Genomic DNA, 13,644 nt, shown 5'->3' with positions numbered 1-13,644 from the left:
GGCGCCGGTACAGACCGGAGTTTTTAGTCACATCTTTACCGGCCATTCCGCCTGTTGAATGACACGGTACCGGTTTGTGCTGTACAAATCAGTAACAAGTTATTCGGCAGGGGGATTGTGCCCGGTGGCGGGCGCGGAAAGGACTGTCATCGATGGCGCAAAGGGTTCAGGTGGTTCTCGAGGACGATCTCGACGGCGGTAAGGCCGACGAGACCGTGACCTTCGGGCTGGACGGTTCGACGTACGAGATCGATCTGTCCAAGAAGAATGCCGCCAAGCTGCGTGACGCCCTGGCCGCGTACGTCGGCGCGGGGCGCCGGGTCTCCGGACGCCGCGGTGGCGCCGGCCGGACGCGTGGACGGGGCCGGTCGGCGACCGACTCCGCGGACATCCGCGCATGGGCCAAGGAGAACGGCTACGAGGTGAGCGAGCGCGGCCGGATCTCGGCCGAGGTGCGCGCGGCGTACAACGACGCCAAGTAATTCCTGGACTAAGCGTCGGTCCCGGTACCTCTGAGGTGCCGGGACCGTCCGCATTCCGGCCGTTTCACACTGTGGACAGGTTCGGTGGGCCGGCCTGCGAGTCGGTGCCTGACCGGGCAGCAAAAGGGACGAATTCGCTGGTGGCGAACACCGGGCGCGTCGGGAACACCGGGCGTCCGAGCGGGGTTGTTCCCTTGTGATCCCCAGTTGGCGGCCGTACCGGAGGTCGTCGCTTGTTCGCTGAGAGCGAGGTCGTCGGTGCCGGGGACTAGCATGCAGGTACGGGGGTCGGCCTACACGGCACGTCCGACTCCTCTGAGGCAAGGAGCGCTTTGGCGATGTTTGAACGATTTACGGACCGCGCCCGTCGGGTAGTCGTCCTGGCTCAGGAAGAGGCCAGGATGCTCAGCCACAACTACATCGGGACCGAGCACATCCTGCTCGGCCTGATCCACGAGGGTGAGGGTGTCGCCGCCAAGGCTCTCGAGAGCCTGGGTATCTCGCTGGAGGCTGTCCGTTCTCAGGTCGAGGAAATCATCGGCCAGGGACAGCAGGCTCCGAGTGGGCACATCCCGTTCACCCCTCGCGCCAAGAAGGTACTGGAGCTCTCCCTGCGTGAGGCCCTGCAACTGGGTCACAACTACATCGGCACCGAGCACATCCTGCTCGGTCTCATCCGTGAGGGTGAGGGTGTCGCCGCGCAGGTCCTGGTCAAGCTCGGAGCGGACCTGAACAAGGTCCGGCAGCAGGTCATCCAGCTGCTGTCCGGGTACCAGGGCAAGGAGACGGCGACAGCCGGTGCCGGGACCACCGAAGGTGCTCCCAGCAGCTCCCTGGTGCTCGACCAGTTCGGCCGGAACCTCACCCAGGCCGCCCGTGAGTCCAAGCTCGACCCGGTGATCGGGCGCGAGAAGGAGATCGAGCGGGTCATGCAGGTGCTGTCCCGGCGGACCAAGAACAACCCGGTCCTGATCGGTGAGCCGGGCGTCGGCAAGACCGCGATCGTCGAGGGCCTGGCCCAGGCGATCGTGCGTGGCGACGTGCCCGAGACCCTGAAGGACAAGCAGATCTACACGCTCGACCTCGGCGCGCTGGTGGCCGGGTCGCGCTACCGCGGTGACTTCGAGGAGCGCCTGAAGAAGGTGCTCAAGGAGATCCGCACCCGCGGCGACATCGTGCTGTTCATCGACGAGATCCACACCCTGGTGGGTGCGGGTGCCGCCGAGGGCGCGATCGACGCGGCCAGCATCCTGAAGCCGATGCTGGCCCGCGGTGAGCTGCAGACCATCGGTGCCACCACCCTCGACGAGTACCGCAAGTACGTCGAGAAGGACGCCGCGCTGGAGCGCCGGTTCCAGCCGATCCAGGTGGCCGAGCCCTCGATCGCGCACACGATCGAGATCCTCAAGGGTCTGCGGGACCGCTACGAGGCGCACCACCGGGTCACCATCACCGACCCGGCCCTGGTCGCCTCCGCCCAGATGGCCGACCGGTACATCTCGGACCGCTTCCTGCCGGACAAGGCGATCGACCTCATCGACGAGGCCGGCTCCCGGTTGCGGATCCGCCGGATGACCGCTCCGCCGGACCTGCGCGAGTTCGACGAGAAGATCGCGAACGTGCGCCGGGAGAAGGAGTCGGCGATCGACGCCCAGGACTTCGAGCGGGCGGCTTCTCTGCGCGACGACGAGAAGAAGCTGATCAACGCGAAGGCCGAGCGGGAGAAGCAGTGGAAGGCCGGCGACATGGACGTCGTCGCCGAGGTCGACGAGGAGCTGATCGCCGAGGTGCTCAGCACCGCGACCGGCATCCCCGTCTTCCAGCTGACCGAGGAGGAGTCCTCGCGGCTGCTCAAGATGGAGGAGGAGCTGGCCAAGCGCTACATCGGTCAGGAGGACGCCGTGAAGGCGCTGTCCCGGTCGATCCGGCGCACCCGTGCGGGTCTGAAGGACCCGCGCCGGCCGAGCGGCTCGTTCATCTTCGCCGGCCCGTCCGGGGTCGGTAAGACCGAGCTGTCCAAGGCGCTGACCGAGTTCCTGTTCGGTGACGAGAAGTCGCTGATCAGCCTCGACATGTCGGAGTACTCCGAGAAGCACACGGCCTCGCGGCTGTTCGGTTCGCCTCCCGGGTACGTCGGCTACGAAGAGGGCGGCCAGCTGACCGAGAAGGTCCGCCGCAAGCCGTTCAGCGTGGTGCTGTTCGACGAGGTGGAGAAGGCCCACCCGGACATCTTCAACTCGCTGCTGCAGATCCTGGACGAAGGCCGGCTGACCGACGCCCAGGGCCGCGTGGTCGACTTCAAGAACACCGTCATCATCATGACCACGAACCTCGGTACCCGCGACATCGCCAAGTCGGTCAGCACCGGCTTCCAGCGGGTCAACGACGTGTCGGGTTCGTACGAGAAGATGAAGGCGAAGGTGACGGACGAGCTCAAGCAGCACTTCCGTCCCGAGTTCCTGAACCGCGTCGACGAGATCGTGGTCTTCCACCAGCACGGCAAGGAAGAGATCGTCAAGATCGTCGACCTGATGGTCGCGCAGGTGGAAGAGCGGCTGAAGGACAAGGACATGGGCATCGAGCTCACCCCGGCGGCGAAGGCACTGGTCGCCGAGCGTGGCTTCGACCCGATCCTGGGTGCCCGCCCGCTGCGTCGCGCGCTGCAGCGTGACGTGGAGGACGTGCTGGCCGAGAAGATCCTGTTCGGGGAACTGCGTCCCGGCCAGATCGTGCTGGTCGACGTCGCCCCCGAGGGCGCCGTCACCGAGGACGGGGTGCCGGAGTTCTTCACCTTCACCGGCGCCCAGAAGACGCCGAGCCCGGATCCGGACCTGGAGCTGACCGAGATCGCCGGCGGCGGCCCCTCGGCCGTCCAGGACAGCTGAGCTCCAAACAGTAAGCAGTACGGCCGAAGGACCCCGCGGATCTCGCGGGGTCCTTCGTCGTTGTCCGGGGGGAGAGAAACCGGTGATGCAACCGGGGCTTCGCGCCACCCAGTACTAAACGGTGAGGAAGCGCCCGACCCAACCACCGGAGGATGCGTGGCCATCGACCGCGACGAGGAATTCACCAGGTACGTCCATGCCCATCGAGGGCGGATGATGCGCCTGGCTCGGCTGCTGACCGGCGGCGACGCGCACTGGGCCGAGGACCTGGTCCAGACCGCCCTGACCAAGCTCTACCTGAAGTGGGCCGCGATCCGGCCCGAGGTCGGTGCCGCCCGGTACGCCGACAAGATCCTGGTGAACTCGTTTCTCGACGAGAAGCGCCGCTTCTGGCGGCACCGGGAGACCCTGACCGACGACCCGGCCGAGCCGGGCAGGCCGACCCAGCCGGGCTCCGGGAGCGAGGACCGGCTGGACGTCCTGGCCGCGCTGGAGCAACTGCCCAAGCGGCAGCGGGCCGCAGTCGTGCTGCGGTTCTTCAGCGACCTGGACGTGGCCGCGGTCGCGGAACTGATGACGTGCAGTCAAGGGACTGTGAAGAGTCAGACCGCTCGTGGGCTGGACAAGTTGCGCGACCTCATGGCCGATCCCCTGGACACCCTGGAGCATGTGCGATGACTGATCTGAAGGACCTTCTCAACCAGGCCGCCGGTGACGAACCGGCCGTCACGAACACCGAGGTCGCCGCCGACCTGTCCCGGGCCAAGCGGGCCGTTCGCCGCCGCCGGCTGACCGGGATCGGGCTGACCACCGGCGCCGCGGCCGTCACGATCGCGGCCCTCGCAGTACCGCTGGTGCTGTCCGGTGGGACTGGTTCCCCGGTGGCTGGGCCGCCGGACTCGATGCCGAGTTCCGCTGTTCCGGAGCGGGCGCTGTCGGCCAGTGAGGTGCTGCTCGTCGCCGCTGAGCAGGAGGAGAAGGCCGAAGCGACGTCCGGCAAGTACTTCCGGGTCCGGACGGCCTACACCGCCGAGTGGACGGTCGGGGCAGACGGCAAGGTGACGTGCTGCGCCTCGACGCCGGCCGGTCCCGGTGGCTACAAGCTCCGCGAGCTGAACGTGATGGAGAAGTGGACGGGCCTCAAGGGCGGCACCGCCTGGCAGGGCACGCGTTCACTGGGCGCGAAGCCGGCCACTGCAGCCGACATGGCCGCGTGGAAGCGGGCAGGCTCACCGACCAGCTGGAACGCCGGGCCGAGCGACACCGTCGACCGGCATGACGTGATCATCTCGAGCAAGCCGGGCAAGGGTGACCTGCTCGAACTGAAGGGCCAGGCCGACCGGTACTTCGATCTGGGTGAGAACGCCACCTTGCAGGATGTCCTGCAGTTGCCGACGACACCCGAGGCGTTGCGGGCTCGGCTGCTCAAGGAGAAGGCAGTGCGGGCTCCTGACGCCACCGACGTATCGGCACTCGCCCAGATGGCTTCGGGTCTGCTCAGCGACACCCCTGCTCCGCCCAAGGTCCGTGCGGCGGCGTTCCGGCTGCTCGCGAGCTTGGACGGCGCGACGGTCAAGCAGGGCGTGAGCGATGTGGTCGGCCGGAAGGGGACCGCCGTCGCGTTCTCGTTCCCGGCGTACAAGCTGGAGCTTCAGCTGATCATCGACCCGAAGACCGGGAAGCTGTTGAGCAGCCGGCACACCGGTGGCAAGAACGGCGCCAGCACGGTCCTCGTGTCGGGCTGGACCAACAGCTCTCCGCAGGTCCCGCCGGCGACGCTCAAGTGAGCTGAGGTTCCTGGCAAGCCGCGCACTGGCCGCGGCGGCGGTAGTAGTACGCCGCCGTGGCCAGTCCTACGGAGGCGCCCCAGACGGGGAACGGGAAGATCAGCAGATGGCCGAGGTTGGTGAGGATGGAGGCGTCCGCCGACCAGACGAGCTGGACGAGAGACGGGCTGCCGACCAGCAAGAGGGTGGCGGCCACGGCACCCGGGATGACGACTGCCTTGACCGGGATCGGCCGGCCCGCGACGTACGGGATCCAGCGGGGCCAGGTCTCACCCCACGGGCGGATCAGGCCCAGTGTCGCGATCGAGGCTCCGATGGCGATCAAGCCGAGTCCCAGGCCGAAGAGCTTGATGCCGGGCTGAGCGTCGAGCTCGGCGGCTGTGAATCCCACTGGGTTCGGCAGCAACCAGGTCATCCGCAGTACGGCGTACGGGAGAGGGCAGAGGACGGCCACCACGGTTGCCCAGAAGCCCCACCGGCGGGCGACCTCAGGACGCGTCCAGCGGCCCCCAGGACGCCCGCACCGGCTGCAGCGGCCCTGTGCGCTCCGGAGCCCGCGTACGCCGAGCAGAGCCCAGCCTGCGCCCAGCAGGAAGGCCGCGAAGACGAACAACGGCCGGGTGCCGACCTTCTCCGGTCCTTCGGCGATTGCGGCCGCCAGGTTCTTGATCGCACCCCAATCGAACAACCCCGTACTGAGTTCCAGTCCAGCAACCACGACCACGATCGCCAGCAGTACCACCCGAGTGGCCGGCTGCCGCCACGCACCGACAGCCAGGAACCCCACGGCCACCGGCAATCCGACCAGCACCAGCAGGTACCCGGTGACCATCACGACCATGACACTGGGCGCCAGCAGGCCGAACACCACGACCTGCACCCCGGTCAACCACAACAACGGCCGGTACGCCGACGGGCTCCACTCCGTCCGAGCATGCCCAACAGCAGCCGGTACTCCGAGCAGCCCCAGTACTGCGATCAGTCCTGCGCCCCACTGCTCCGGCAAGAACGCCAGCAGCGACAAGCGTTCGCCATCAGGCGGCACCTTCCCGAACGGGTAACCTCCGGCGCCCATCACCCAGGCCAAGCCCCAGGCACCGAACACCAGCGAGCCGACCGCTACCGCCACTGCCAACACTGGCGTTCTGCGAGCAGTCGCCTCGTCCACGAGCTGCCGATCTGTCCGCATGACCATCAACCTCCGCGCCCCAGGCACTGGGCGTCTGTCGCCCACACTGCAACCCTGCGGCGAGCAGAGCGGGGTGCGCTTCACGCTGACGGCTGAATAGCTTCCCCCATGGGGGTGACCGCTGCAGGATGGCCATCGGGGAGTCGACCGAGAGACACGCGAGCGTTACACCTCGCCACCGCGTTCGTCGTAAAGTCCTTCGGTGGTCCAGCTCACGGTCCGGAAAGAAAATCGCCCGTCGGCTGCACTCGCTCGTTGTAGTTACGTGACCACCGCTTTGGGACCCGGACTGTTGGAGAGGGGGCCGGAGATGGAATCATCTCGTCGCATGGACGCACCGCGTCTGCCGCTGACCCAGGAACCGGTCCTCGACGCCGGTTCCTTTGGCGTGCGGCAAGCGGGTGGTGTGCTGGAGCGCGCGCAGCGGATCGCGGACACCTTGCGCGAGCAGGCGGAGTACGAGAACGACACCGCGCTGGCCGAGGCGGAGCGGATCCGCACCGAGGCCGGCCGGCTGCGGGCCGAGGCCGAGCAGGAGTCGCAGCAGCTGCGTGCGGAGGCCGAGGAAGAGGCCCGCAGGCTGCGCGCCGACGCGAGCTCGGCCGCCCAGCGCCTCCTCAACGACGCCGAACGCGCCGCGGAAAAGCTGCGCGAGGAGTCGACCGCGGAGGCCGAGCGGGTTCGGTCGGAGGCGATCGCCGAAGCGGAGCGGGTGCGCTCCGAGGCCGAAGCCGAAGCGGAGCGTCTCGAGCGCGAGTCGACCGCGGCTGCCGACAAGTTGCGCAGCGATTCCATGGCGGCTGCCGAGCAGCTGCGCGAGGAGTCGACGGCGGCCGCGGAGAAGTTGCGTGACGAATCGACGGCGACCGCGGAGACGTTGCGGAGTGAGTCGACGGCCGAGGCTGAGCGGCTTCGGTCGGAGTCGACCGCAGAGGCGGAGCGCGTTCGCGCTGATGCGGTCGCTGAGGCCGAGCGGGTCCAGACCGAGGCGACTGCGGAAGCCGAGCGGGTTCGGGCCGAGGCGATTGCCGAGGCCGAGCAGGTGCGGGGCGCGGCGGCCGCCGAGGCGGAGCGGCTGAAGGTCGAATCGGAGCGCGCGGCCGAGCAGCTGCGCAGTACGGTCGAAGCAGAGGTGGCCAAGCGGCGCAGTGAGGCCGAGGCGGCGGCGGAGAAACTGCAGTCCGACTCGCAAGCAGCGGCCGACAAGCTGCGGGAGGAATCCCAGGCGGCGGCTGATCGCCGGCTCGCCGAGGCCGAAGCAGAGGCCGCCCGGCTGAAGGAAGAAGCCGACGAGATTCTCGAAGAGGCCCAGCTGGCCCGCGAGGCCGCGGCCCAGGCAGTCGACCGCGCAAGCCGCGAGGCCCAGCAGCTGGTCGCCGACGCCGGCGAGCAGGCCGCGCTCGTCTCGCAGGCAGCAGTCCGCAACGAAGCCGAGCTGATCGCCCGGGCCGAGTCCGAGGCGATCGAGCTGCGCACCGCGGTCGAGCGCGAGGTCGACGCCGCGCGGGAGAAGTCGCGCGCCCAGATCGCCGCCGCGCACGCCGAGATCGAGCGGCTGCGCGGGGAGAACCGGGCCGAGCTGGAGCGCCGGACCGCCGAGCTGGAGGAGACCGAGCGCGCCAAGCTCGCCGCGATCTCGCTGGAGATCGACAAGCTCCGCTCCGCCGCGCTCGAGGAGATCGCCGCGCAGAAGGCCGAGGCCGAGCAGGCCAACGAGCGGCTGATGGCCGATGCCCGCGCCCAGGCCAAGCTGGTCGTCGACAGCATCGAAGCAGACCGCCGTACCGCGGCCGCCGAGGCGCAGCGGATCGTCGAGGAAGCAAACAAGGCGGCCGAGACCGCGCTGGCCGAGGCCGAGAAGCAGACCGCCTGGAGCAAGAAGACGGTCGACGAACTGGTCGCCGCGGCCGAGCAGGAAGCGCGCGGGATCCGCGACCGCGCCGCGATGGACGTCGCCGAGCTGGCCCGCCGCAAGCGCGCGCACCTGCGCCGCGTGGTGAGCCGTTCGACCAGCCGGCTCCGGGAAACCCAGACCGCGATCGCCAAGGAGAACGCCGAGCTGACCGCGCTGGCCGAGAAGACGCTGGCGTCGGCCAACGCGGAGGCCGAGGCGACCCTGAGATCTGTCACCCAGCAGGCCGAGAAGGTGACCGCGCAGGCGCAGGCCAAGGCCGACCGGTTGAAGGCCGCCGCCGAGGTCGAGGCCAAGGAGATCGTCGCCCGCGCCACCCGCCGCGAGACCGAGGCCCAGGCCAGCACCCAGGTACTGCGCGAGCGCGCGGCCAGCGACCTGGCCGAGGCGCAGCGCCAGGCACACGAACTCATCCGCAAGTCCCGCGCCGAGGCCCAGGGCCTCGAGGCGCAAGCCCGCGAGCACGCCGACGAACTGCGTGCGCAGGCCCGGAAACTTCTCGCCGACGCCGAGGCGAGGGTCGCCGCGCTGAACCAGCGCCGCGACGAGATCACCAAGGAGCTCACCCAGCTTTCGGGTGTGATCGAGGCACTCGCTGTACCCGGGTTCCGCGCAGGTGGTGGAATGTCCGGTAGCGAGGGTTCCACGGGGGAATCAGGATGAGGACGTGACAGTCAGATCCTTGTCAGTGACAATGTGTGATCCACCCACCCACCGAAGTGAGCATCAGAAGACATGAGCAGTGAATCCCCAACCCCGTTCCGCACCGTTCTGCGTGGCTACGAGCCTGCCCAGGTGGACCAGCACGTTCGGGAGCTGACCACCTCGCTGACCGCGCTGCAGCAGCAGTCGGAGCAGCTGCAGCGCCACGTTCAGGAGCTGCAGGCCCGGACGGACGCGGCCGAGTCGGCCGTGATCACCGCCCAGGAGGACAACAAGGACCGCACGCCCACCTTCACCGAGTTCGGTGAGCGGGTCGCGAAGATCCTGTCGCTGGCCGACGACGAGGCCCGTGATCTGGTCACCCGCGCCCGGACCGACGCCGAGGCGATCGTCGCCGACGCCGAGGCACACGCCAAGAAGGTCCGCAAGGAGGCCGAGCAGTACTCCCTGGACTGGAAGAGCGAGGTCGACGCCGAGGCCGCCCGCATCCTCGAGGAAGCGCGCACCCAGGCCGACGACATGCGCGACGAGGCCGAGCGCGACGCGACCGCGCGCCGCAGCGAGGCCCAGGCCCTGTACGAGCAGGAGCGGGCCAAGTCCGCCCAGGCCGCGGCCGCCTTCGAGACCACCCTGGCCGAGCGCCGGGGCAAGGTCGAGCAGGAGTTCGCAGCCCGGACGGCACTGGCCGAGCAGCAGCTGGCGGCGGTCACCGACCGTGCGGCCCAGGTGCAGCGCGAGGCCGACCGGTCCCGGTCCGAGGCGGAGCGCCTGGCCCAGCAGCAGCTGGCCGACGCGAACCGTCAGGCCCAGGAGATCGTCGCGGCCGCGAAGGACAAGTCCGAGCGGATCCGCGCGGAGTCCGAGCGCGAGCTCGCCGCCGCGACCCAGCGTCGCGACAGCATCAACGCGCAGCTGACCAACGTCCGGCAGATGCTGGCCACGTTGTCCGGCAGCCCGGCGATGCCGCTGGACCTGCTCGCCGACGACGCCGACGAGCCGGCGGCGAACAGCAGCAAGAAGAACTGATCACCACCCGCTGAGGCCGGCCCGGTTCTGGGCCGGCCATCAGCATGCTCTGCCGCGGATCAGGCCGGCAGGCGGTAGCGACCGTCGGCCACCGGGTCCACCAGGCCGTCGGCGACCAAACCGTCGAGGGCCCGTTCACGCTGCGCTGGTTCGGGCCAGCACGCGTCCAGCTCGCTCTTGCGAACCGGGCCGTGCGCGGCGCGCAGTACTGCGAGCAGGCGGCCCCTCGCCTGACGGTCAGTGCCCTCGTAGGTCTGGCCTTTGCGGGGCGGCCCGTCGTACGGCGGACTGCCGGCGAGGACCCAACTGCAGCGGCTGCGGATCGGGCAGTCGGCGCAGCGTGGGGTGCGCGCAGTACAGACGAGTGCGCCCAGCTCCATCGTCGCCACCGCCCAGCGGGCTGCCGTGGACTCGTCTGCGGGTAGTGCGGAAGCTGCGAGTCGCAGGTCGGCGGCAGTGGGCGAGATGCTTGGTTGCGCGGCGCCAGTGAGCGCCCGGGCGAAGACCCGCCGCACGTTGGTGTCCACCACGGCATGACGCTGCCCGTACGCGAACGAGGCGATCGCTGCCGCTGTGTACGTCCCCACACCCGGCAGTGCGAGCAGTGCCGCGTGGTCCTCCGGTACTACGCCGCCGTGCTGCTCCACTATCGCCTTAGCCGCCGCATGGAGCCGCAGTGCTCGCCGGGGGTACCCCAGCCGGTCCCAAGCCCGCACAGCCTCACCTGGAGCCTCCGCCGCCAGGTCAGCCGGCTTTGGCCACCGCTTCATCCATACCTCGTACGCCGGGAGCACCCGGGCGACCGGTGTCTGCTGCAACATGAACTCGCTGACCATCACGGCCCAGGCGCCCGCGTCCGGCTCGCGCCATGGCAGTGAGCGCGCGTTGGCGGCGTACCAGTCGAGGATGGGCTCGTGCAGGGCTGATGCGAGCGGGAGCGGCGAGTCTGACATGTCGAGCACAATCCTGACATTAAGGTGCGAACATGAGCAGCCTGCTCCGACCAGTCGGGCATCTGCCCGCCAGCGTGTACTGGTTCCGGCGGGCGCTCCTGCTCGTCGTCCTGGTGGCCCTGGTGTTCGTCCTGGTCCGGGTGCTCGGCGGTGGCGGCAGCGATCCGAAGAACTCCGCGGCGTCCGGGCCCGATCCGTCGACCACGCCGACCGCCGTACCGACCTCCGCGGGGAAGACCTCGACGTCCGGCAAGACCACCAAGACCTCGGAGCCGACCAAGCCGCCCGAGACTCCGAAGGACGTCAAGTGCACCGGCAGCGACGTGACCGTCGAGGTCCTGCCCGCCACCCGGAACCTGCCGGCCGGCGGCGCGATGAACCTGGTGGTCCAGCTGAGCGCCGTCCGCGACGAGTGCCGGGCCGAGGTCGATCCGAGTGAACTGTCGCTGACCATCACCTCGGGTGAGGACCAGATCTGGACCACGGAACACTGCGAGAAGGTGATTCCGCGCGCCACCCTGGTCCTTGCCAAGGGCAAGCAATCCCCGTCGATCATCGCCTGGGACGGCCGCCGCTCCCGGCCGGGCTGCCTGCCCGGCCAGCTGAAGGCGAAGCCCGGAACCTATGTGGTCAAGGCGACCTACGACGGCCGCGACTCGGCCCCGCAGGCCTTCACGATCGTCTAGACCTTCGCGGCCGGCCGTTCCATGTGGGCCGGCTTGGCGAACAGTGCCGCGGCTACCAACCCGATCAGCACGACGACGGCGGGCAGCATGAGCGACTGAGCCATCGAGTCACTGAAGCCCTGTTGCAGCGCCGCCGGCAACTCGCCGCCCCTTCCTTCGGCTGCCTCGCCACCAGCCATCGCCGGCAGATTGACGGCCAGCCGCGCCTCCATCAGTACTGCGATCCCCGCGCTGCCGAGCACGGCGCCGACCTGACGCGTGGTGTTGTAGACGCCCGCACCCGCTCCGGCTTGGTGCATCGGGAGGTTGCGGGTCGCAGTACTGCCGATCGGTGCCCACATGAAGCCGTTGGCGACACCGAGCAGGGCGATCGGCAACAGGAGCTGCCAGATCGGGACGTCCGGCTCGATCACCTGGCTGAGCCAGAACAACGAGACCGAGCAGCAGAGCAGGCCGAAGCCGGCAAGGTACCGCGGATGTGCCTTGTCGGTAAGGCGTCCGACCAACGGCGCGAGCCCACCGGCGAAGACCGCCATCGGCACCAGCAGCAGGGCCGACCGGGTCGGGGAGAGTCCGCGAACGTTCTGCGCGTACAGCATCAGCGGGAACGCCATCGCGGTGATCGCGAAGCCGACCGTGGTGATGGACATGTTGGCCAGCGAGAAGTTGCGGTCCTTGAACAGGGACAGCGGCAGCAGCGGCTCGCCCTTGTTGCGCGCCTGCCAGAACAGGAAGGCGGCGATCACCAGCAGGCCGACGATGATCAGCCCCCAGACCGAGATCGGTCCGGTGATCTTGCCCCAGTCGTACTTCTGCCCCTCCTGGATGCCGAACACCAAGCAGAACAGGCCGACCGTCGACAGCGCGACGCCGAGCAGGTCGAACTTGTGCTCGTGCGTCGGCAGGTCCGGCACCAGTCGCCAGGCGAGCACGAAGCCGACCACACCAACCGGCGCGTTGATGAAGAAGATCCACTCCCAGCCGAGCCCGTCGACCAGCACCCCGCCGAGCATCGGGCCGACCAGCGTCGCGACGCCCGCGGTCGCACCCCACAGGCTCATCGCCTTGCCGCGCTGGTCCGCCGGGAAGATCCGGGTGATCACGGCCATCGTCTGCGGCGTCATCATCGAGGCGCCGAAGCCCTGGAACACGCGGGCCACGATCAGCATCTCGATCGAGTCGGTCAGTCCGCACCAGATCGAGGCGAGGGTGAACAGGGTCAGGCCGGTCAGGTAGATCCGCTTCGGCCCGATCCGGTCACCGAGCCGGCCGGTGATCAGCAACGGTACGGCGTACGCGAGCAGGTAGGCGCTGGTCACCCAGACCACGGTGCCGACGTCGGTGTGCAGGTCGGTCAGGATCGCCGGGGTCGCCACCGACACGATGGTCGAGTCGACCAGGATCATGAAGAAGCCCAGTACCAGGGCCCACAACGCGGGCCACGGCCGCACGTCCGGCTTCACTTGTTGCGGGGTTGCCATGGCAGGTCCTTGCTCTCGATCCGATCGATGAGGGTGGCGAGCCAGTCGCGTTCGGCGGCGAGCTGGTGGCGGACGTACGCGCCACCGATCCAGAACGGCTCGGGTACTTCGGCCTCGCGGGCATCGGCAAGTCCTTCGTCGATGTCGGCGAGCCAGGTGTCCAGGTCGGCGACCCGGCGACGGAACCGCAGTACGGCGTCGTCGCGGTCGAGGTTGTGCGCTTCGCTCAGCACCACCGGGAACAGCGGGTACTCGTAGACGTACTTCTCCAGCCCCGACTCGATCCGCCGCTGCAGCGCCTCGTCGCCCTCCGGGGTGATCTCGTACGTGGTCCGCTCGGGCCGGTTGCCGGCCCGTTCGGTGCCGGTCGCCCGCACGTAGTTCTGGCCGGCCAGCCGCTCGACCGTGTGGTAGAGCGAGCCGGGGCGGACCTTGACGATCCGGTCGTTCTGCCGGCTGATCAGCAGTTGGTACATCTCGTAGGCGTGCATCGGCCGCTCGTTGAGCAGCGCCAGCACCGAGATCGCCAGCGGGGTCAGCTCAGCCATCTTCCTCCGTCCGGAGTGTTCCACGCGAAATG

The 13,644-nt window shown here is 69.0% G+C and carries 11 protein-coding genes; 7 read left to right on the top strand and 4 right to left on the bottom strand.

All coding sequences use genetic code 11. The features are described from left to right. Positions 1-152 precede the first annotated feature (152 nt). The 4 genes from AB0F51_RS14015 to AB0F51_RS14000 all read left to right on the top strand — a co-directional run bounded on the left by AB0F51_RS14015 (position 153) and on the right by AB0F51_RS14000 (position 5,154). Positions 153-482 carry an Lsr2 family protein gene (locus AB0F51_RS14015; RefSeq protein WP_360279026.1) on the top strand — a complete coding sequence of 110 codons (330 nt, stop codon included), beginning with the start codon at positions 153-155 and terminating at the stop codon, positions 480-482. Positions 483-820: 338 nt separating this feature from the next. Continuing rightward, the gene (locus tag AB0F51_RS14010; RefSeq protein WP_360279024.1) at positions 821-3,367 is read left to right on the top strand and encodes an ATP-dependent Clp protease ATP-binding subunit; all 2,547 of its coding nucleotides are present in this window, start codon (positions 821-823) and stop codon (positions 3,365-3,367) included. Between the two features lie 156 nt (positions 3,368-3,523). Beyond that, positions 3,524-4,045 carry a SigE family RNA polymerase sigma factor gene (locus AB0F51_RS14005; protein ID WP_360279022.1) on the top strand — a complete coding sequence of 174 codons (522 nt, stop codon included), beginning with the start codon at positions 3,524-3,526 and terminating at the stop codon, positions 4,043-4,045. Beyond that, positions 4,042-5,154: a CU044_5270 family protein gene (locus AB0F51_RS14000; RefSeq protein ID WP_360279020.1), complete on the top strand. Its 1,113-nt coding sequence runs from the start codon at positions 4,042-4,044 to the stop codon at positions 5,152-5,154. Before AB0F51_RS14005 ends, AB0F51_RS14000 begins: the two co-directional genes overlap by 4 nt. Here the strand turns inward: AB0F51_RS14000 and AB0F51_RS13995 are convergent. Next, complete coding sequence (locus AB0F51_RS13995) at positions 5,147-6,343, bottom strand: hypothetical protein (protein WP_360279018.1); 1,197 nt, start codon at positions 6,341-6,343, stop codon at positions 5,147-5,149. The genes AB0F51_RS14000 and AB0F51_RS13995 overlap by 8 nt on opposite strands. 328 nt (positions 6,344-6,671) lie before the next feature. Between AB0F51_RS13995 and AB0F51_RS13990 the strand changes: the two genes are divergently transcribed. After that, entirely contained in the window at positions 6,672-8,918 is a 2,247-nt protein-coding gene (locus tag AB0F51_RS13990; RefSeq protein ID WP_360279015.1) for a kinetoplast-associated-like protein, read from the top strand. A gap of 72 nt (positions 8,919-8,990) precedes the next feature. After that, on the top strand, positions 8,991-9,944 hold the full coding sequence (locus AB0F51_RS13985) for a hypothetical protein (RefSeq protein ID WP_360279012.1): 954 nt from the start codon (positions 8,991-8,993) through the stop codon (positions 9,942-9,944). A gap of 59 nt (positions 9,945-10,003) precedes the next feature. Here AB0F51_RS13985 and AB0F51_RS13980 read toward each other — a convergent pair whose 3' ends face one another. Next, positions 10,004-10,897: an A/G-specific adenine glycosylase gene (locus AB0F51_RS13980; RefSeq protein WP_360279009.1), complete on the bottom strand. Its 894-nt coding sequence runs from the start codon at positions 10,895-10,897 to the stop codon at positions 10,004-10,006. 32 nt (positions 10,898-10,929) lie between these two features. Here AB0F51_RS13980 and AB0F51_RS13975 point away from each other — a divergent pair, with 32 nt between their 5' ends. Then, positions 10,930-11,583, top strand: coding sequence for a hypothetical protein (locus AB0F51_RS13975; RefSeq protein ID WP_360279006.1), 654 nt, complete (start codon positions 10,930-10,932; stop codon positions 11,581-11,583). Here the strand turns inward: AB0F51_RS13975 and AB0F51_RS13970 are convergent. Together AB0F51_RS13970 and AB0F51_RS13965 are read right to left on the bottom strand one after the other, a co-directional pair. Then, positions 11,580-13,064 (bottom strand): DHA2 family efflux MFS transporter permease subunit, encoded by a 1,485-nt coding sequence (locus AB0F51_RS13970; protein WP_360279004.1) that lies wholly within the window; start codon positions 13,062-13,064, stop codon positions 11,580-11,582. The two genes, AB0F51_RS13975 and AB0F51_RS13970, sit on opposite strands and share 4 nt — an antisense overlap. Next, a complete protein-coding gene (locus AB0F51_RS13965) occupies positions 13,043-13,612 on the bottom strand; it encodes a PadR family transcriptional regulator (RefSeq protein WP_360279001.1) in 570 nt (189 codons plus the stop codon). Before AB0F51_RS13965 ends, AB0F51_RS13970 begins: the two co-directional genes overlap by 22 nt. Positions 13,613-13,644: the final 32 nt, after the last annotated feature.

Source organism: Kribbella sp. NPDC023855 (assembly GCF_040639475.1).
GTDB lineage: Bacteria > Actinomycetota > Actinomycetes > Propionibacteriales > Kribbellaceae > Kribbella.
Note: the sequence above shows the minus strand (reverse complement) of the source record. Positions and strands in the feature narration are given on the sequence as shown.